Source organism: Paraburkholderia acidiphila, from assembly GCF_009789655.1.
Classification (GTDB): domain Bacteria; phylum Pseudomonadota; class Gammaproteobacteria; order Burkholderiales; family Burkholderiaceae; genus Paraburkholderia; species Paraburkholderia acidiphila.
The window spans coordinates 1,620,807-1,640,232 of sequence record NZ_CP046910.1 but is presented as its reverse complement, the minus strand read 5'-3'; the positions used below and the strand labels follow the sequence as shown (position 1 = coordinate 1,640,232).

At 61.6% G+C, this 19,426-nt stretch carries 17 protein-coding genes; 9 read left to right on the top strand and 8 right to left on the bottom strand.

What is annotated here, in order from left to right; all coding sequences use genetic code 11:
• Window positions 1-5 precede the first annotated feature (5 nt).
• Window positions 6-1,637, top strand: a complete 1,632-nt coding sequence (locus FAZ97_RS21850) for an AMP-binding protein (protein WP_158760491.1) — start codon at window positions 6-8, stop codon at window positions 1,635-1,637.
• Between the two features lie 40 nt (window positions 1,638-1,677).
• Here FAZ97_RS21850 and FAZ97_RS21845 read toward each other — a convergent pair whose 3' ends face one another.
• Both FAZ97_RS21845 and FAZ97_RS21840 read right to left on the bottom strand, forming a co-directional pair.
• Complete coding sequence (locus tag FAZ97_RS21845) at window positions 1,678-2,979, bottom strand: TAXI family TRAP transporter solute-binding subunit (protein WP_158760490.1); 1,302 nt, start codon at window positions 2,977-2,979, stop codon at window positions 1,678-1,680.
• A gap of 130 nt (window positions 2,980-3,109) precedes the next feature.
• The gene (locus FAZ97_RS21840) at window positions 3,110-4,033 is read right to left on the bottom strand and encodes a LysR family transcriptional regulator (protein ID WP_158760489.1); all 924 of its coding nucleotides are present in this window, start codon (window positions 4,031-4,033) and stop codon (window positions 3,110-3,112) included.
• Window positions 4,034-4,162: 129 nt separating this feature from the next.
• Here FAZ97_RS21840 and FAZ97_RS21835 point away from each other — a divergent pair, with 129 nt between their 5' ends.
• The 6 genes from FAZ97_RS21835 to wrbA all read left to right on the top strand — a co-directional run bounded on the left by FAZ97_RS21835 (window position 4,163) and on the right by wrbA (window position 9,739).
• Window positions 4,163-4,768, top strand: a complete 606-nt coding sequence (locus FAZ97_RS21835) for an FMN-dependent NADH-azoreductase (protein ID WP_158760488.1) — start codon at window positions 4,163-4,165, stop codon at window positions 4,766-4,768.
• A gap of 36 nt (window positions 4,769-4,804) precedes the next feature.
• Entirely contained in the window at window positions 4,805-5,722 is a 918-nt protein-coding gene (locus tag FAZ97_RS21830; protein ID WP_158760487.1) for an NmrA/HSCARG family protein, read from the top strand.
• Window positions 5,723-5,771: 49 nt separating this feature from the next.
• Window positions 5,772-7,226, top strand: coding sequence for a DHA2 family efflux MFS transporter permease subunit (locus tag FAZ97_RS21825; protein ID WP_158760486.1), 1,455 nt, complete (start codon window positions 5,772-5,774; stop codon window positions 7,224-7,226).
• Window positions 7,227-7,475: 249 nt separating this feature from the next.
• The gene (locus FAZ97_RS21820) at window positions 7,476-7,991 is read left to right on the top strand and encodes a MarR family winged helix-turn-helix transcriptional regulator (RefSeq protein ID WP_407671825.1); all 516 of its coding nucleotides are present in this window, start codon (window positions 7,476-7,478) and stop codon (window positions 7,989-7,991) included.
• Between the two features lie 311 nt (window positions 7,992-8,302).
• A complete protein-coding gene (locus FAZ97_RS21815) occupies window positions 8,303-9,016 on the top strand; it encodes a pirin family protein (protein ID WP_158761033.1) in 714 nt (237 codons plus the stop codon).
• A gap of 123 nt (window positions 9,017-9,139) precedes the next feature.
• The gene (gene wrbA / locus FAZ97_RS21810; protein WP_158760484.1) at window positions 9,140-9,739 is read left to right on the top strand and encodes an NAD(P)H:quinone oxidoreductase; all 600 of its coding nucleotides are present in this window, start codon (window positions 9,140-9,142) and stop codon (window positions 9,737-9,739) included.
• 15 nt (window positions 9,740-9,754) lie between these two features.
• Here wrbA and FAZ97_RS21805 read toward each other — a convergent pair whose 3' ends face one another.
• Complete coding sequence (locus FAZ97_RS21805) at window positions 9,755-11,500, bottom strand: FAD-dependent oxidoreductase (RefSeq protein ID WP_158760483.1); 1,746 nt, start codon at window positions 11,498-11,500, stop codon at window positions 9,755-9,757.
• Between the two features lie 242 nt (window positions 11,501-11,742).
• On the opposite strand from FAZ97_RS21805, the gene FAZ97_RS21800 reads away from it, so the two are divergent.
• Window positions 11,743-12,735 carry an ABC transporter substrate-binding protein gene (locus FAZ97_RS21800; RefSeq protein WP_158760482.1) on the top strand — a complete coding sequence of 331 codons (993 nt, stop codon included), beginning with the start codon at window positions 11,743-11,745 and terminating at the stop codon, window positions 12,733-12,735.
• A gap of 75 nt (window positions 12,736-12,810) precedes the next feature.
• Here FAZ97_RS21800 and FAZ97_RS21795 read toward each other — a convergent pair whose 3' ends face one another.
• Complete coding sequence (locus FAZ97_RS21795; RefSeq protein ID WP_233271731.1) at window positions 12,811-13,656, bottom strand: 4Fe-4S dicluster domain-containing protein; 846 nt, start codon at window positions 13,654-13,656, stop codon at window positions 12,811-12,813.
• A complete protein-coding gene (locus FAZ97_RS21790) occupies window positions 13,653-16,610 on the bottom strand; it encodes a molybdopterin-dependent oxidoreductase (protein ID WP_158760480.1) in 2,958 nt (985 codons plus the stop codon). The genes FAZ97_RS21795 and FAZ97_RS21790 overlap by 4 nt, the downstream gene beginning before the upstream one ends.
• A 210-nt stretch (window positions 16,611-16,820) precedes the next feature.
• Here FAZ97_RS21790 and FAZ97_RS21785 point away from each other — a divergent pair, with 210 nt between their 5' ends.
• Window positions 16,821-17,360 carry a MarR family winged helix-turn-helix transcriptional regulator gene (locus FAZ97_RS21785; protein WP_158760479.1) on the top strand — a complete coding sequence of 180 codons (540 nt, stop codon included), beginning with the start codon at window positions 16,821-16,823 and terminating at the stop codon, window positions 17,358-17,360.
• Between the two features lie 41 nt (window positions 17,361-17,401).
• Here the strand turns inward: FAZ97_RS21785 and FAZ97_RS21780 are convergent, their stop codons facing one another.
• The 3 genes from FAZ97_RS21780 to FAZ97_RS21770 form a co-directional block, all read right to left on the bottom strand.
• A complete protein-coding gene (locus FAZ97_RS21780) occupies window positions 17,402-17,638 on the bottom strand; it encodes a hypothetical protein (protein ID WP_158760478.1) in 237 nt (78 codons plus the stop codon).
• 112 nt (window positions 17,639-17,750) lie between these two features.
• Window positions 17,751-18,860: a Gfo/Idh/MocA family protein gene (locus FAZ97_RS21775; RefSeq protein ID WP_158761032.1), complete on the bottom strand. Its 1,110-nt coding sequence runs from the start codon at window positions 18,858-18,860 to the stop codon at window positions 17,751-17,753.
• Window positions 18,861-18,894: 34 nt separating this feature from the next.
• Window positions 18,895-19,404 (bottom strand): nuclear transport factor 2 family protein, encoded by a 510-nt coding sequence (locus FAZ97_RS21770; RefSeq protein ID WP_158760477.1) that lies wholly within the window; start codon window positions 19,402-19,404, stop codon window positions 18,895-18,897.
• Window positions 19,405-19,426 lie beyond the last annotated feature (22 nt).

Here is a 19,426-nt window from a genome sequence, read left to right as displayed (position 1 = left end):
CGAGCGTGGAACGGAAATGGCTTGAGCAGTATCCACACGGTGTGCCCGCCGATATCGAACCTGGGGAATACGAATCGATAGCGGATTTCCTGACCGGAACGGCCGCGGCGCATCCCGCCCGAACTGCATTATGTTGCGCAGACGTCGAACTCGATTATGCCGCGATGGCCGAGTTGAGCGAATCATTCGCGACTTACCTTCAGGTCATTGAACGTTTGCCGCCAGGCAGCCGCGTCGCGCTCATGATGCCCAATGTCCCGCAATATTCTCTTGCGCTATTCGGCGTACTGCGCGCGGGCATGGTAGTGGTCAACCTGAATCCCCATTACACCGAGCGGGAAGTCCGCTTTCATCTTGAGGACAGCGGAGCGGCGATCCTCGTCGCCTGGGAGGGAGCGCATGCGATGGCCCGGGCGGCAGCGAGCGAGGTGAATTGCCGATTGATTCTGGCGACGCCAGAAGAGATTGCAAAGCTTCCATTCCTGCGCAACGCTCCGGCGCGAACGCACGAAGATGCACAGGAGGCGCCAACGTCCTTCGTCGCGGCGCTCGAAGCCGGACGCCATCGATCGAGGCCGCATTCGCCGTTGGCGCCCGATGCAATCGCATTTCTTCAGTACACAGGCGGGACAACGGGCAATCCGAAAGCCGCGGTGTTGACGCACCGGAATGTCATTGCAAATGTTCTCCAGTTGTCGACATGGCTGCGGCCTGCATTGGACGGTGCCGACGTTTGTGTCGTTACCGTGCTGCCGATGTATCACATCATGGCGTTGACCGGAAACTGTCTGCTTTCGGCGGCGCGCGGCTGGAAGAACGTTCTCATTCCCGATCCGCGCGACCTTCCCACGTTTGTCGAGCAGTGGCGCAAGCACCGCTTTTCGTTTTTCGTCGGCGTCAACACGCTGTTCAACGCCTTGATGGATTTCGAACCCTTTGGAGAACTCAATTTCACCGGCCTTGCGTATACGTGCGGCGCGGGCGCAGCCGTGCAGCCCACGGTCGCCGAAAAATGGCGCAAGTTGACGGGATGTGCGCTTTCCGGTGGATATGGGCTGACTGAGGCGTCGCCGACCGTCTGCATGACGCCGGTTGGCGTGACCGGTCGCGAGCAAACCGTGGGGGTGCCCGTGCCGTCTACCGAAGTGAGATTGCTCGACGACGAGGGACGTGACGCGGAACCGGGAATACCCGGGGAAATCGTCGTGAAGGGCCCGCAGGTGATGAGTGGATACTGGAACCGCCCGGAAGAAGCCCAATCGTCCTTTACTTCAGACGCTTTCGTGCGCACCGGTGACATCGCAGTCATGGATGAGCAGGGCTATGTCACGATTGTCGACCGGAAGAAGGATCTGGTTCTCGTGTCCGGCTTCAATGTCTATCCCAACGAGATCGAGAAAGTGGTCGCCAGCCATCCCGACGTTAGCGAGTGCGCGTGTATCGGCGTGCAGGATGCGAAGACGGGTGAAGCCTTGAAGGTTTTCGTAGTCGCCCGGGACTCGCGATTGACTGCAGACGCGCTGCAAGCCTGGTGCCGGAAGAATCTAACGAGCTACAAGGTGCCGCGTCAGTTCGAGTTCAGGCAAGCGCTCCCGAAGTCGACGGTCGGGAAAATTCTGCGAAGAGCCCTGCGTTAGCGCCTTTAGGCGCGCTGAAGCGGAGCGGGAGCCCAACATATCATTCGCCTTTCGCCCGCTCCGCGGCATTTGCAATTCTGTCCCGCACTACACCGATCGCCTGCTTGAGCGCGTATACGTCCTGAAAATAGCGGTACGGAATCCGTATCCGGCTCGCATTGGCGTCGATGTTTTCGATCTCGTCGCGCCATTGTGCGATTTGTGAGTGGGTCGGCTCGCGGCTGTTCCACACCTCGTCTTCCAGTGCCTTGATCTCGCGATACCAGACAACGAAGCGCTTTTTCATCCGCGCTTCGATGAGGCGTGGGAGTGCCTGAATCAAACCGAAGAGAAGCGCCGCGAACGGCACGAGGATCAACAGCCGCCGTTCGATCAGACTGGCAAGCCAGAACGGCAGATAGCGATACAGGAACGGCTGTCCGGATTTGAAGTAGCGCGCGCTTTCATCGGAGATCGGAAATTCTTCCGTCTTCAGGTTCGGAAACGTGCCGAGCGGCGTGAAGTAGTCCTCGCCGCCGTGAACGGCGTGGGCGGCTTCGAGAAGCAGATAGACGAGCGCCGGGTGCATCGCGTCTTTCGCTACGAGCAGTGCCGTTGCCGCGAGCAGCGTGACGTCGGTGCGCGGCAGATCTTCGGCGACACTCGTCGACGCGCGCGGCAAGACAATCTTCGAAAGCGACGGAAATTTTTGAACCAGCGCATCGGCCTGCGCGAAACTCATCAACTTCAGGTTGCTGTTCAGCAGTGTCTTCTGCATGTCGGCGTCGGGCCTGCCGATGAAGAACGCCGCGTCGATCTGGCCGCTTTTGAGTCCTTGATACGCCGCGGACGCGTCCATTTGCAGCAGCGTGGAGTTCTGGCTGGTGATGCCGCTATAGCCGAGCAATACCTGCGCGACGTTGAGCAGGCCACTGCCGGGCACGCCGATCGAAATCTTCTTTCCGCGTAGTTGCGATAGCCGGTCGACCGTGGTGTCGCCGCGATAGAACACCCAGATCGGTTCGTACGACACGGCCGCGATCGTCTTCAGATTGTCGGTGTCCTTCGGGCTGGTGGTGCCCGACTGAATGAAACCGACCTCGTAGGCGCTATTCGGGTCCCGCAGCCGTTCGTAGTTCTCCACGGAGCCCGAAGAACTGCGGATAACGAGTTTGATGCCCGCGCGCTTCAGGATCGGCGCATAGCGATCCGCAAATCCGCGATAGATGCCGCCGTCGGCACCGCTCGTCATGACGATGGTGCGCTGAAACGCGGGTTGGACAATGATCGCAAGGAGCCAGCCGAACGCGGCAAGCAGTACGACTGCGCCGGCAATCAGAAGGCGTCGCCGCGCCCGGGTCATGGGCGCTTTCTGACTGCGCTGCAGTGCTGGATTGTTTCTGGGCATCGCTATCGGCCCCTTCGGTTTTTATTGCTATCAGGATTGCGGATTACCATGATCCGCTATGGTAAACAGACTTGCGATACCCAGGTTAGCGGCTCGCACGCCTGTGTGAGGGGATTGGCATCGCGTCGCCGAGTTTCTCCAAAAGATACTCGGCGAAAGCCGCTACCGCAGGCGGCACGGGCGGGCGGCTCGTGTAGACGAGCTGCAGGCCGAGTTCGCTGCTCGATCGCCGCCAGGTCGGCAGCACGCGCTCCAGTTTCCGCTCGGCAATGATCGAATCGACGATCAACCGCGGCAGCAGCGCAATACCCAGTCCGGCAACGCACGCCTGCGTCAGCACTCGCATGTCGTTGACCGCGAACCGGCTCTTGATCGACACGTCCTGAGTGCCGCGCGGACTCTCCAGGCGCCACATGTTGCGACCCTGGCGATTCGATATCGTCAAGCAGTCGTGTTCGGCGAGTTCACGCAGCGTACGCGGGGCGGGGCGCCGTTCCAGATAGGCAGGGCTTGCCGCGAGGATCATCTCACCCGGCGCCAGCCTGCGCACCCTGAAGCCGCTGCCCGTCTCGATGCCCATGCGCAAGGCCAGGTCGATACGCTCGGCGATCAGATCGGACGGCGTATCGTCGAGCAGGAACTCGATACTGATGTTCGGATAGCGCGCGTAAAACTCGGCCAGCCATTCAATGTGGAAGATTTCGAACAGGCCAGCCAGAGCGGTGACGCGAACCGAGCCGGAGGGTGTTTGCTCATCGCCATGGAGCCGCCCGATCTCGAGAATCTGATCGATTGCCGGCGCGTAACGCTCGAACAGCGTTTGACCTTCCGTGCTTAGCGTGAGCTTGCGCGTGGAGCGATGCAGCAAACGAGTGCTTAGTTGTCCTTCGAGCTGATCGATGCGGCGGCTCAACGTATTGGCCGGCATGCGCAGGCGCCGCGCCGCCTCGGAAAAGCTGCCCGCGCGAACCACCTCTACGAACAACGCCAGATCATTCAGATCGAGCATGCCATTGCTCCATAAATGGACGAATGCAATCCGATTCTACCGGCTAGTGTAGAGCGTTTTTCGATTCCATACTCGGGATTCGTATCGATTGCGCCGGTGGGCGGCAACTAACGTCTCAAGGAAAACGTCATGAAACTGCTACACGTAGACTCCAGCATCCTCGGTCAAGGCTCGGTCAGCCGCGAATTGTCGGCGAATGTCGTCGCGACGTTGCGCAGCGGTCATCCGGACCTGGCTGTCACGCGCCTCGACCTGGCCGCCACGCCGATCGGCCATCTTACGGCGGCACACCTGGCGGCCGCGCAAGGTGCGCCGGTCGATGACGCAGTGAAATCCGACGTCGCCATGGGCCAGGCGGCGCTCGAAGCGTTTATCGCCGCCGACATCGTAGTGATTGGTGCGCCGATGTACAACCTTGGCGTGCCTTCACAACTGAAGGCCTGGATCGATCGCATTTCCGTTGCCGGAAAGACGTTCCGCTATGGCGATCAGGGCCCGGTCGGGCTGTGCGGCGGCAAGAAACTCGTCATCGCCTCGTCGCGCGGCGGCATTTACAGCGAAGGATCGCCGGCTGCAGCGTTCGATCATCAGGAAGGCTATCTAAAGGTGGCGTTCGGATTTCTGGGTATCACGGATATCACGTTCATTCGCGCGGAGGGTGTGGCGATGGGTGAGGAGGCGCGCAACGGAGCGATCGATTTGGCGAGGAAAGAAACCGCCGCCCTCGCTGCTTGAGCTAACGCCGGTCATCACACTCACTGGAGAGAAACCGTGTCGAATACCCAGAAACTCATCGCCGTCGTCGGCGCAACCGGTCAGCAAGGCGGCGCTGTTGTGCGTGCGCTCCAGTCTTCCGGTCAATTCAAGGTGCGGGCGCTAACGCGCAACCCCGCCGCGCATCCAACGCTTGGTGACGAAGTCGCTCTGGCGGATTTCAATCGTCCGGAAACGCTCGAAGCCGCATTTTCAGGCGTCCACGGCCTGTTCCTGGTGACCAATTCGTGGGAAGCCGGTGCTGACGAATACCGGCAGGCGCTCGTCGCCATCAATGCGGCGAAGGCCGCCGGTGTGCAGCACGTCATTTGGTCGACGCTGCCAAATGTGGAAACGATCAGCCTTGGCAGGTTCAATGTTCCGCATTTCACGAGCAAGGCGAAAGTCGAGCGTCTCGTGAGCGAAGCCGGCTTTCGTCACCACACGTTTGTGATTGCCCCGTTCTACTATCAAAACCTGACCGGTGCGATGGCGCCGCAGACACAAGCGGACGGCACCGCGGCCTGGGCGCTGCCGCTCGATTCCGAGCGGCGTGTCATCCACATGGGCGACATTGCCGAACTTGGCCAGATTGTGGCGGGTGCGTTCGCGCAGCCGGACCGCGTGGGGCACGGTGAGCATCTGCCGCTTGTTGGCGATTTCCTGAGCTTCAATGAGATCGTCGACACCCTGAATCGGCAGGGAAATGCGGTCTCGTTCAAGCAGGTTCCGCGAGAGGTGTTTTCGGGCTGGTTCCCCGGCGCCGAAGACATTGCTGCGATGCTGGCTTACTTCGAGGCATACACGTATCTCGGCGCGGATTCATACGACGCGATCGCGCTCGCCAACGAAGTTGCGGGCCGGCAGCCAACGAAGTTCGCCGCGTGGGCTAAAGCGAACTTTGCGATGCCGGCACCGCTTCGCGAGCCGACGTGATTGCATTCAACCTGAGCGTATGATGACCGTCATTTCCAGGGGCCGTGACATGACGCATGGAATCGACGAACGCAAACGCTGGCTTGCCCTCATGGTGCTGTGCCTCGGCGTGCTGATGATCGTGCTGGACACGACCATCGTGAACGTTGCACTGCCGTCCATCCGCGCGGATCTGAAATTCACCGAGACCTCGCTCGTGTGGGTCGTCAACGCCTATATGCTGACCTTCGGCGGCTTTTTGCTGCTGGGCGGCCGGCTTGGCGACCTGTTCGGCCATCGGCGCCTGTTTTTGCTGGGTATCACGGTATTCACGCTGGCTTCGGCGGCCTGCGGGCTCGCGAATTCGCAAGGGCTCCTGATCGCGGCGCGCGCGGTTCAAGGCCTGGGCGGCGCGGTGGTTTCGGCCGTGTCGCTCTCGCTCATCATGAACCTGTTCACTTCGCCGGCGGACCGCGCGAAGGCGATGGGCATTTACGGGTTCGTGGGCGGGGGCGGCGGCAGCATCGGCGTGTTGCTGGGCGGCCTCTTGACCAGCGTGCTGAACTGGCACTGGATCTTCCTCGTCAACTTGCCGATCGGGGTGGCGGTGTATGCCGGATGCGTGGCGCTGCTGCCGGCAGGCAAGCCGCTGGCGAATCGCGCGCGGCTGGATGTGGCGGGTGCGATCGCCGTGACCGCATCGCTCATGTTGGCGGTGTACGCCATCGTGCACGGCAACGAGGCCGGCTGGACTTCCGCGCAAACGCTTGTCCAGCTGGGCATTGCCATCGCGCTCCTGAGCGCATTTCTCGTGATCGAATCGCGCGTGTCGCATCCGCTCATGCCGCTGCACATGTTCGCGCTGCGCAACGTGGCCACGGCCAATGTGGTGGGCGTGCTGTGGGCGGCGGCGCTGTTCGCGTGGTTCTTCATCTCCGCGCTCTACATGCAGCGCTTGCTGGACTACAACGCCATGCAGGTGGGGCTGGCCTTCCTGCCGGCCAACGTCATTATGGCGGCGTTCTCACTGGGGCTTTCGGCAAGACTGGTCATGCGCTTCGGGATTCGCGCGCCGCTCACGCTGGGTTTGCTGCTGGCAGCGGCCGGACTCGCGCTGTTCGCGCGTGCGCCGGCTGGAGGTAGCTATGTGCTGGACGTGTTGCCGGGCATGGTGCTGATGGGTCTCGGGGCAGGCGTGGCCTTCAACCCAGTGCTGCTGGCCGCGATGAGCGATGTCGCGCCAGACGAGTCGGGCCTGGCGTCGGGCGTGGTGAACACGTCGTTCATGATGGGCGGGGCGCTGGGTCTGGCGATCCTCGCGAGCCTGGCTGCCGCGCGCACGGACGAGCTGGCCGCAGCGGGAGCCGATGCCGTCACCGCGCTCAACGGCGGCTATCACCTGGCGTTCCTGCTGGGGGCCGTCGCGGCGCTATTCGCGGCCGCGCTGGCCGGGGCGCTCGTGCGCACGCGCACCCACGCGCAAGGTCAAGCGCAAGAGGAGGCCTCCAGCATTCCCGGTTCCTGATCCGCGCGGATTCCGGTCGCGCGAAAGAGTGTTGTATGATTTCGTGTGACGATGGATCGTTTTCAAAGAGATAGTTCCAGGCGAATTCGACCCATATCGAATAATATGTTGTGAGAAAGTCGACATCAGGGACCTCTGGAATCTGCCGGCCTGCGAGACTGTCGCGCGTCTTGCGCCGCCCGGATCTCTGGCCGCTGGCTCGACCACGCGCCGAGGAACAAGTGAATGGCCAAAACAAATTCGTCCGCGGTGAAAGCCGCCAAGGCTGCCCCAGCGTCTGTGGAGGCGCTGGCAGAACGGTCATCGGAAGTGTTCGACGATCGAGGCAGGACCGTTCCGTGGATGGCGCGAACGGTCCACCGGCTCTATGACGCGAAGGCGCAAAAGATCCTCGACCGGGAAGGTCTCCCCATTGCCTACTGGTATTACCTTCGCGTGCTGGCCGAGCGCGGCGAGGTGAATCAGCTCGAACTCAGCAAGCGCGTGGGGATTGCGTCGACGACCGCAGTTCCGGCGCTCGACAATCTGGAAAAACGCGGTCTCGTGCAAAGAGTGCGCGATCCCAACGACAGGCGAAAGCATTTCATCAAGCTGATGCCCGAAGGCAAGCGCCTCGTCGATGAATTGCTGCCCGAACTCACTGAAATGATTTCGGCGTCACTCGACGGAATATCGCAGAGAGACATGAAAGTGTTCTGGAAGGTCGTGCACCAGATCGAAGCGAATCTTTTCCAGATGGCGCAGGGCGAAACGGTCGTCGACTGAGTCGCGCGCGAGCGTGCAAGCGTGAAGTATCACGGCGGGCCTCAACTTTGGCCAGGTTGGGTCTGCCGGGAGTATTCAGGATGCGGAGGCCACCCTTCGCTGATCCGGCTCAGAGTGAATATTTTATTTTGGATGCCTGATTAATTTCCGGCGGCGAGCATGTATGGCGGCATTCGTCATCGTTCTACTGCAGGCAACGTTGCTTTGCGAGGCTGGACATTTTACGCCCATGTTTGCCGATATAGCATTGATCCGTGGCTGAACTGTCACTGACGACGGTCAGCAGCTTCAATTTACCGAAGGAAGCGGAAATGCTTGCACATAGACGTTGGGCCGCGCTCGATGGGGCCGATCATGGCTGGTTGCGCGCCAAATACCATTTCGCTGTGAATGCCGGTGGCAATCGAGCACATCAGGCGCTGGGTCCGCTGATCGTGTGGAACGATGACGAGATTGCGGTGGGCGGCGGCTTTCCGCTGCATGGGCATCGGGACATGGAGATCGTCACTTACGTGCGCGAGGGCGTTCTCGGGCATCGCGACACCATCGGTTCGGAAGGGACGATCCGTGCCGGCGATGTGCAGGTCATGAGCACAGGGACAGGTATACGGCACGCCGAGTACAACCAGGGCGACGTGCCGCTCAAGCTCTATCAGGTGTGGCTGTTGCCGCGCAAAGAGGGGGGTGAACCGCGCTGGGATACCCGTGCGTTTCCGAAGAGCGACCGCTCAGGCCGTTTCGTCGTGCTCGCCAGCGGCTTTGCCGAGGACGAAGGCGCGCTTCCCATCCGCGCGGACGCGCGCCTCAGCGGCGCCACGCTCGAGGCGGGCGAGCGTGTCAAGCAGGCGTTCCGCGCCGATGGCTACGCTTATCTCGTCGTCGCGTCAGGCCGCATTGAAATCGACGGCGAAATAGTGGGCCCGCTGGACGGCGTCGCAATCACGAACGTAGCGGCAAGCGAGATATACGCGTTGGAAGCTTCCGAACTCGTGTTGGTGGAAACTAGCGGGAGTTCCTCTTTCTAGTCGAGGTGCGTGGCGCCAACTGATCGCCGTGGATTCGCAGTTGGGTAGTTGGATTGCAAGTCACTCCAGGCGTCACGAACCTCCTGATCCCGGCGTTGCCGGAACCGTTGAAAGGAGCCTGTTATGTCGAAAGTTCTGGTGCTGTACTACTCCTCCTATGGGCATGTCGAAGCCATGGCAGAGGCCGTTGCAGAAGGCGCCCGCGCCGCGGGTGCCGCCGCAGACGTCAAGCGTGTGCCTGAAACCGTGCCGCAGGAAGTCGCCGCAGCCTCCCATTTCAAGCTGGACCAGCAGGCGCCGGTCGCAGCCGTTGCGGAACTCGCCAATTACGATGCCATTGTCATCGGAACGCCGACCCGCTTCGGACGCATGTCGTCGCAGATGGCGGCGTTTCTGGACCAGGCCGGCGGCCTGTGGATGAGCGGCGCGCTCAATGGCAAGGTGGGCGGTGCATTCACCTCGACGGCCACCCAGCACGGCGGTCAGGAAGCCACGCTCTTTTCGATCATCGCCAACCTGTTGCACTTCGGCATGATCGTCGTCGGGCTGCCGTACAGCTATCAAGCTCAGATGACGCTGGACGAGATCGCCGGCGGTGCCCCCTACGGCGCGACAACGATTGCAGGCGGACAGGGACAGCGGCAGCCGAGCAAAATCGATCTCGATGGCGCACGCCACCAGGGCGAATTGATTGCGAAGACAGCGAACAAGCTGTTTGGCTAACCAGCCGCCTGCGTGTCAACCCTGGTCGATATTCTGGGCTGCCCGCGAGTTGGCTTCGCAAGCGAGCGTGGCCCGTGACGGATCACGCTTCGCCAGCGCCATGGCGGCCAGGTAGCCGAACGTGAGCGCCGGGCCGAGTGTAATTCCGGCTCCAATGTAGTGACCGCCAACGGGCGAGTTCATGTCGTTGCCACAGGCGAAGATGCCGGGAATCGGCTGGTTGTCGAGATCCAGGACTTCGCCGCTCGGCCCGGTGACGAGACCCCGGCTCGTACCGAAGTCGCCCGGCATCAGCTTGACGGCGTAGAACGGTCCTTGCGCGATTGGCCCGATGCACGGGTTCGGCGTATGCGCCGGGTCGCCCTTGTAGATGTTGTAGGCCGACGCGCCCTTGCCGAAATCTTCGTCGACGCCGGTTTGCGCGAAATGGTTATTCCGCAGCACGCTGCGCGCGAGGCCATCGGCGTCGATGCCCATTTTGGCCGCGAGTTCTGCGAGCGTCTTGCCGCTATGGAGATAGCCCGCCCGTTTATAACGCCGCAGCGACATGCCCGGAAGAATGACGCCAATGCCGTACTTTTTCACGGCTGCTGCATCGGCGACGAGAAACGCGGGAATCGCGCCGGCGTCGAACATGCCTTGCGTGAAGGCGTGGTACGAGGCCGCTTCGTTCGTGAAGCGGTTGCCTTCCTTGTTCACCGCGATAAAGCCGGGCTTGGGCCGGTCGAGCATGAAATGGCCCCACAGCGTCTCGTTATTTCCCTTCCTGAAAACCGAGATCGGCACGTAGTAGCCCGTGTCGAGGGCATTGTGATCGAGCCGGCCGCCCACGGAAAGGCCGAGCCGAATGCCTTCGCCGATGTTGCTCGGCAAGCCCAGCCCGAGTTCCACCGTCGGCTGACGCGAATGCTCGCGCCGCATCGCGGCGCTCCCGCTATAGCCCCCGGTCGCGATCACCACACCGCGGCGTGAACGCACGCGCAACGTGCGGCCGTCTCGCGTGACTTCGGCGCCGGTCACAGCGCCATTCGCGGTGACGAGTCGCGTCGTGTGGGCGCGCAGCAAAAGCGGAATCTGTTCGTCGAGAACGGTTTTGTAGAGGCGTGCGACGAGCGCATTGCCGCCTACGAGTCGTGTGCCGCGATGATGGCTCAGGCGGTCCATTCCATAGCGCAGGAATCGCTTTGCGACGTGGGAAAACGACTTGAACGAGCGCGTGAGGGACAGGAAGTGATTCAAGTCCACGAGGTCGAGCATCATGCCGCCGAAGGGCGCGAATGCGGGGAGCGGGGCGCGTAAATCCTTGAAGTGCGCGCCGAGTTTGCGGCCGTCGAAATCGAGCGGGGCATGGGCGCGGCCGAACATGCCGCCATCGGACTCGGGGTAATAGTCCGGATAGTCCACTGCCGCTACCTTCAGTTCGGAATGCTGCACGAGGTAGTCCAGGGCAACCCGGCCCTGCGTGATATAGCTTTCCTGAAGCGGATGGCCCACGCTGGTGCCGACCGTTGCGGCGAAGTAGCGGCGCGCTTTGTCGAAGGAATCCCTGAACCCCGCGCGCTGCATGGGCGCACTGTCCACGAACCACATCATGCCGACCGACCACGCGGAGGTGCCGCCGACCTGGTCTGTCTTTTCGAGTACGAGCGGCTCGAGCCCTTCTTTCTTCGCAACGATCGCAGCCGAAAGACCGCCTGCGCCCGCTCCCAGAATGATGACATCGACCTCCAGGTCCCAGCCTACCGTCATATCAGTATCCATGGCGCGTGCCTCTGTTCGTTCTAGTAATTCTATGTAGAATGATTTCAATAGGGATGAATTTAAATGGAATGATGTGCTCGGGTGCTGTGGATGTCAAGGCACTCAGGGATTCTCCCGAGAGACCGTCCTGATCTTGACAATATCAATACCATTAAGGATCATTCGATATCAATCGAATGTGTCGAGATGTGGCCGTTCCGGTTCCGAATCATGTGACGTTTCCGAAGTATTGAGGAGAGACAATGAGCAAGCTTCAGTTATCCATTGCCGTAGGCAACTACGACCGGATTCGCCCTCTGGTGGATGGCGACGTGCAGATCGAGGGCGTGGATCCGGTGTTCATGCTTCAGGATCCCGAAGAAATATTCTTCCGCGCATTCCGGCATGCGGACTACGACGTCTGCGAACTTTCGCTCAGCAGCTATTCGGTGAAAACCGCTGCGGGCACGTCGCCGTACATTGCCGTTCCGGTCTTTCCGTCGCGTGCCTTTCGACACACGTCCATTTACGTGCGCGCTGACCGTGGGATCGAGTGTCCCGAGGATCTCAAGGGCAAACGTATCGGCGTGCCCGAGTATCAGCTCACTGCCAACGTCTGGGTGCGGCTGTTTCTCGAGGAAGACTACGGCGTCAAGGCGTCGGACGTGACGTGGGTGCGCGGCGGCTATGAGGACGCGTCGCGAGTCGAGAAGATCACGCTGCAGTTGCCCGACGATGTCACGCTCGAAACGGCGCCCGCCGGACGAACGATTTCGGAACTGCTGGCCGACGGCGAAATCGACGCAGTGATCGGCCCGCGTGCGCCCTCATGCTTCGACCGCGGGCATCCGCAGGTGAAGTACCTGTTCGACGATCCGCACAAGACCGCAGCCGACTGGTACACGCGAACGGGTCTGTTCCCGATCATGCACACGCTTGGCGTGCGCAAGACGCTGGCGGAGCGTCATCCGTGGCTGCCCGGCGCGCTGATGAAGGCGTTCGAGAAGTCAAAGGCGCTTGCGCTCACGCGGCTCAGCGACACGTCGGCCACGAAAATCACGCTGCCGTTCGTGGAGGACCAGCTTCGAGCGGCGCGCAAGCTGATGGGCGAGGACTTCTGGTCATACGGCTTCGCGAAGAACGAGCATGTCGTCAACTGCTTCCTCGAGCGCCATCATGCAGAAGGGTTGTCGAACCGTCGGCTCGAAGCCCGCGAGTTGTTTCATCCGGCCACGCTCGAAAGCTTCGCTATTTGAGCGCTGGATTGCGCCCGCCTGTGGCGTTCTTGAACGCGGCAGGCGGGCGCGCCCAAAGGCGCCCCGCATTAAAGATCAATACAGCAGGGTGCCGAGGTTGACGCTGCCGGTGCGCTCCCGGGTTGCGATCACCTTCTCCTGACCGTCCCTGCGCACGCGCACCTCGACCGTCGAGGTCAACGTTTTCAAGCCGGAAAAACGGAAGTCGCCGAAATGATCGGTTCGCGTCGTGCGCTCGTCGCCGCTGGCGGAGTCACGCAGCACCACTTCGACACCGGCCAGATTGCGCTGGCGTCCGTCTTCCAGGGTTTCGCACACGTTGCCTGCCACGAGATGGCTCAGCGCGTCTTCCAGATGGCGATAGAAAACGCGCGGCTTCGTGCCGAACTCCGGGTGAATGACCGTGAGGTTGCCGTCTTTCACGATCTTCTCCAGTTCGGGCTCCGGAACGTTCAGTGCGCGAATTGCCTTGGTGGGACAGGCCTGGGCGCAGCGCGGCTCCTTCCATCCTGCGTCGAGCAGATGGGCGTCGAAGTTCCAGTTTTGCGGCACCTGCTCCTGTTCGTTCCATTCGATCATGCCGTACGGGCAGCTCTTCACCAGATCGCGCCTGCCGCGCGCCTTCTCCGGATCGATCATGACGATCCCGTCCGGGCGCTTGTAGATGGCGCCGTCCGGTGCGGCCTTGACGCAAGGCGCATCGTCGCAATGATTGCAGGCCTTCGGGATATACGTGACGTCTACGAGCGTGCCTTCTCCCCGCACCTGCCGCTCGACGCGTATCGTTTCGAGCCCTTCAGGCGGATGCGGGGCCGAATAGCCGGGAAAGGCGTTGCCGCTGTATTCGTCTTTCGTGGCGATGACGCAGTTTCGGCAGTTGATGCAAAGCGAAACGTCGATAACCAGTGCCCAGTTGCTCATGCTGCGTTCTCCAGTGTTGCGTCCCATTTCTCCACTTCCACCCAGCACGTGTTGGGCATGATGCCGTCTGCGGTCGTGCTCATCTTCCGGCCCGGCGTGAGCAGGTTGAGACACCCTCCACGATCGACCATGCCGACCGCTGTTTTGATCAGGTCGAGTTCGGCGCACGATTCGTTGCCGCGCGCCACGCCATCCTTGATCAGCTCCGATACGTCCAGTGCGCAGATGACCGAGGCCTGCGCGTTGTGCACGCGAACGAGATCGCCGGCGTGCAGTCCGCGCGCGGCGGCGTCCTTTACGCTCATTCGGAGTACCCAGTAACGATAGCCGCCCACATTGAGCCGATGCTCGTTGATCGTGCTGATATGGCTGTTCTTCCCGTCCGCGTGGGTATGGAAGCTGTAGACCGGATGATTGGTCACGAGCTGCAACGGATACGGGTGCTTGATCGCGCTGTCGCGATTGATGTACCGGTTGACTGCCGGACGCGCGGGATCCATCTCCTCGATGCGCCGCAGGCTGGAAGGCACGAACTCGAACTTGCCGGACTGCGTGGGCAGTCCTTCGCCGAACTGGCTCGAATAGACGCCGGGCAGCGGATTCGCTTCCGGCAGATCCTTCGCGCGGCCTTCGGCGAACCAGCGCATGTCCACGGGCGGACGATCGTCGTCGGCAGGCGGCGGCACGACGTGATAGCCCTTCTTGAGGAACGTCTTCCAGGTTGTCTGCTTCGGCAGGTCGGTCGAGTTGAACATGCGTTCGCACCACGTCAGTTCAGACCCGCCGCCTTCGGAATACATGCCGCCATAACCGAGCCGCAAAGAGAGATCCAGAAAGATCTGGTAGTCCGAGCGGGATTCGCCGAGCGGCTCGATGCACTTGTGCTGCATGATCATCATCCGGTGATTGATCTGACTTTGCGCGTGCTGGATATAACCGCCGCAATTGCCCCACTCGGAGATGTCGTCGCGTTCGAGCGCCGTGCACGCGGGCAGGATGACGTCGGCGAACCGCGCTTCGTTTTCCATCCAGATCGACTGGTTGACGACAAATTCGAGCGACGCATGGCGGTACGCGTCGATCATCCGGTTCGATCCGGGGACCGTGCCGAACGAAGACGAGCCGTAGCGGTACAGCATATGAATGGGCGAATAACCCGGCCGCGGATACGCGTAGTAGGCAAATTGCCCTTCGATCGAGAATCCGTCCCACAGGTAGCCATCCGCTTTACCTTCCGTGATGGCTTCGGCAAGCCGCTGGCGGGGAACGGACTGCTTCACGGGGTTGATCGTGATGATGTGAGGCATGCGGCAGTAGTTGTGCGCCGCGCTCGCCGTGTAGTTCAGGTCGCCGGAAATGCCACCTTCCGCGTAGCCGGGGAAGTAGAAGTTCAGGTCCTGCGGTGCGCCGATCTGCAGATTGCCGAAGTTGATGCCAGGCTTCCCCCAGCCTTGCATGGCCATCATCATGACGACGCTGCGCGCCCACTGGGCACCGGTTTCCGTGCGGCAGGCGCCGCCGAAGCCCGCGCCCAGGCCCCCCGCTGCGAGGTAGGTTTTCTTCGACGCCCATAATTGAGCCAGACTGCGCACGTCCTTCGCCGGAATGCCCGTTTCGGCTTCCTGCCATTCGGGCGTCCTGGGTATGCCGTCCTCTTCGCCGAGAACGTAAGCACGCCATTCGTCGAATCCGGTGGTTCGATTCGCCACGTACTCCTTATCATAGGTGCCGTTCACGATCCACTCGTGCATGATGGCGATCGCAAAAGCGGAGTCGGTGCCGGGACGGATGGGAAGCCACTTCCCGCCAAGCAGCTGGGCCGATTGCGTGAGGTAAGGATCGATGTGGACGAACTCGATACCGAGCTGCTTTGCCCACAGGCGGCGCTCCGTGCCTTCGAAGCCGGCGTAGACCCCATTGGTCGATTCGGGATCGCTCGACCAGAACACAATGAGTTCGGCGTTTTCGAGGCAATCCACGGCGGTGCCGTAAAAGCTCGGCGTGCCGAGGCGCAGGCTGTTGCCGTAGTGATGCATGGCGCCCCAATACCAGCCCTCCCAGCTGATCGGACTCATTTCCACGCGCGTGTAGCCGATCAGATTGCCGAAGCGCTGCATCGCGCTCAGGTAGTAGTTGATGTTGCCCCACTGATGGTGCGCGCCTGTCGCCATGGCGATGGCGCCAGGACCGTATTGCTGCTTCATGCGGCGGATTTCGCCCGCGACGATATCGAGCGCTTCGTCCCAACTGATCCGTTCGTAGCCGGAGATGCCGCGATTCTGGATGTTGCGCTCGCCGTTGGGGTCGAAGTCGACGCGCTTCATCGGGTGCAGGATGCGCTTGTCGGAGTACACGAGTGACTTGAGCGAAAGCGCGTGCGGGCTGACCGTGCCGCGGCGTGCCGGCGAAAATTGACGCCCGCGCGCGCGAATGGTCCAGCTCGGCCCATCCTCCTCGGCGAGATCGATGGGCGTCGTCCGGATGATCTTGTCGTCTTTCACGAAGACAAAAACAGGGCCGCCGTTCGTCAGCGTGACATAGCGGGTCGTGCCGTCTTTCATCGGCATGCCTTTGCGCCAGGACGCCGTCTTCATCGTATTGACGAGCTGGCCAAACCAGACCAGCGCCTCGTCGCTACCGCCCTGGGTGATCTTGAAGTTCTTCAGGGCGTCGATCAGGAACGCATGATCGGTTGTCGGCGCGAGCATGCGGCGGGCCGTGGCGACGTCCATGAACACGAGTTCGGCGTCCGGCGCGGCGTACGGGCCCCAACTGGCGGATAGCGTGCCGTCCTTGAAATGGAGCTGCCGAGCGAGGCTGTTGTCCCGCAACCGCAATTGTATGACCCATCGCCCCGCGCCCAGGTGCTTGCGCACGCTGGGAAATCTTCGTGCGGCCATGCGAAGGGCGAATGGCATGAGCCAGAGTATGAGCACAAGGAGTTGTCGTTGCATGCCAGTCTCGATCCTGAATTGAACCAGGCGCTGTGAGGCGGGATATCACCGCTGGTGGCAATCTGGATTATCCCTTGAGAGATCATCCAAATTGAGATAGATTGATATCGAATGATGTGTTCAGGGACGGGCAAAGTCAAGGGCTCCAGGGAATTCCCTGCACCGAAGGCATGACCGATCTTTTCGCGGCCCCATGTTGAGGAATGGCTTATGTCGAAGCTGAGTTTGAATGCAGTCAAGCAGGCCCTGGAACTGGAGGGGCCGGATGAACAGGGTGCAATGGCCCGCTCGGTCGCCGTCGATGTGCGCGGCAGAACCGTACCGTGGATGGCGCGCACGCTGTACCGGCTCTACGACAGTCAGGCGCAGAAGGTGCTGGACAGGGAGGGCGTTTCGGTTGCGCACTGGCTCTACCTGCGCGTGCTTGCCGAGCGTGGAGAAATGAACCAGCTGGAACTCAGCAAGCGGGTGGGCATTGCCTCGACCACCGCGGTGCCGGCGCTCGACAGCATGGAAAAGCGCAATCTCGTGCGCCGCACGCGCGACCCGAAGGACCGGAGAAAGTATTACGTCAGCCTGCAGGAGGAGGGGCGGCGCCTCGTCGACGAACTGCTGCCAGAAATTACCGCGATGGTGTCAGGTTCGTTCGAGGGCATCGCGCCGAACGACCTTCACGTCTTCTGGAAGGTCATGCGCCAGATCGAAGCCAATCTGGCCCAGATTTCCCAAGGCGACTCCATCGTCGACTAGCCGGCAGCGGGCCAGGGCGGCGTGAAGCCGCCATGGTTACGTCAGGCTACGCGCATGCTGGGCCGCTCCCGTCCCGGCGGGAAGACGTGCCAGAGTCCGTCGTTGTGGCGAAAGAAGAACAAGGCCGCGGGGCCCGCCGCCCGGCTGGCTTCGACACACACATAGCATTGACGCTTCGCGCGCCGGTTCCTGAATTCGACCACGTGAACCGCATCCGTCGAGGTCGGGGCAAGCCAGAACTCGACCATCGCGCGCAATGACTTTTCTGCGCTGGCCATTGTCTTCTCCTCATCACGCGCGCCATCATCGTTCGCGTGACCAGAACATGCAGGACGGCCTTGCTCGAAGCGAAGGCGTCCACCTCCCACTGCCGGACGTGCTTGCGCGCTTTTACCCCACTTTCACCCGTTTGCCGGATCGACTCGACTGCCCGATCGCTTCGAGCACCTCGTGAAGTGCGCGTGCGTGATCGAAACTGGGTGCGGTGCGCGTGCCATGAAGCAGGTCCTGGCTCATCAACCGGTAAATGCCGGCGACGTTGCGTGCGGCAACCGCTTCTTCGGCCTCAATAGGGAAGGGATCGGGAATCGCGAGTTCCGTGTAGCCTTCCTCGCCCTTGCGGCCGAACTCCACACGCAATGGTGAAATATTCACGCAAGGCACGTATTCATTCCGTGCGGTGACACGCAAATCGCCTTGGCTTCCGTTGATCTCCCACAGCAACTTCGTGCCGCGCGGCACGCCGCCGCGCAATTCCAGCGACAGCGGCGCACCGGAGCGCAGAACGGCGTTTGCCATAACGTGATCCGGCGTTTTCATCGGTACGGGTTCGCCCGTCTCGATCGCCCGGACCGTCTGGCGGCGTTGCGAAAGCACCGCGCCAATCTCGTCGATATCGCCGAGTACCGCCTGAATCGCGGCAATGGCGTGCCCGCCGATCACGGAAAGCAGCGTCGCGCCGTTACGGTCATCCATGGCGTAGGCGTCGCCCTGCAAGATGTCGCCGCCCCAACTGATGCCGGACCCCACATACGTCGACGAGAGGACGTCGCCGATCTCACCTTGTGCGACCAGCTTGCGCAGGAACTGCACTTCAGGCGAGGCGATCGCCTGCGTGCCCACGACAGCGAGCGCCTTCTTCTCGCGTGCAAGCTTCGCGAGCGCAATGGTTTCTTCCAGCCCGTTGCCGAGCGGCCATTCGCAGTACACGCTCTTGCCGGCTTGCAAGGCCGTGGTGACGACCTGGCGATGATGCGGGACCTTGACGGCGACCACGATAACGTCGATATCCGGCGAAGCGGCAAGCGCCGCCGCATTCTCGAACGCGCGCGGGATGCCGAACGCAGCGCTGGCGGCCTGCGCACTGGCGAGCGTCGTATTGGCGACGCCTGCAAGCTCAAAGACATCGGGCAACGCCCTCAAGGCGGGAAGATGGGCCATTGCCGCCCAACCGCGATCTGCGCTCAGGCCGACAATGCCCACGCGAAGTTTCCTGTCCATGTGTTCCTCTAACTTTTGGTAACGGGCGCACCCGTCATACGATCTGGTACCGGTACGAGGGATCTTCCCTGTCGCGGCGGCCGACATTCGAATTGCCGAGCGGCGCCTGGCCCTCGGGAACCGGGTCCGAGCGTTGCGAATCGAGTACCACGACCCGGTCGGCAATGCGCCATTCGCCGTTGCGCCGCTCCATGCGGTCCACATAGCGAATGTTCACCACCCAATCCATCGCGGGCTTGTCGCCTTCGGGCCTCGTCCGGTGGCTGGCCCGCGCATAGTGCTCCGCGAACGCCAGATCGCCGTGAACCTCGACATACTGGTTGCCGGTGAAATGCTGCGTCGATTCGAAATCCGGCAGCAATTCGGCCGCCCATGCGATGAAGCCTTCCACATCGCCGTTGTACGCACCGTGCCGGTCGATTGCGTCGGGGTGATAGCACGAGCGCACGAGGTCCCAATCCATGCGGTCGATGCCGCGGCAGTAGCGGATATGAACGCGGCGGATCTCGGCTTCGTCCAGCATTTGCTGAAGTCTCGCATCCAATTTCGGTCTCCTTTCTAATTCA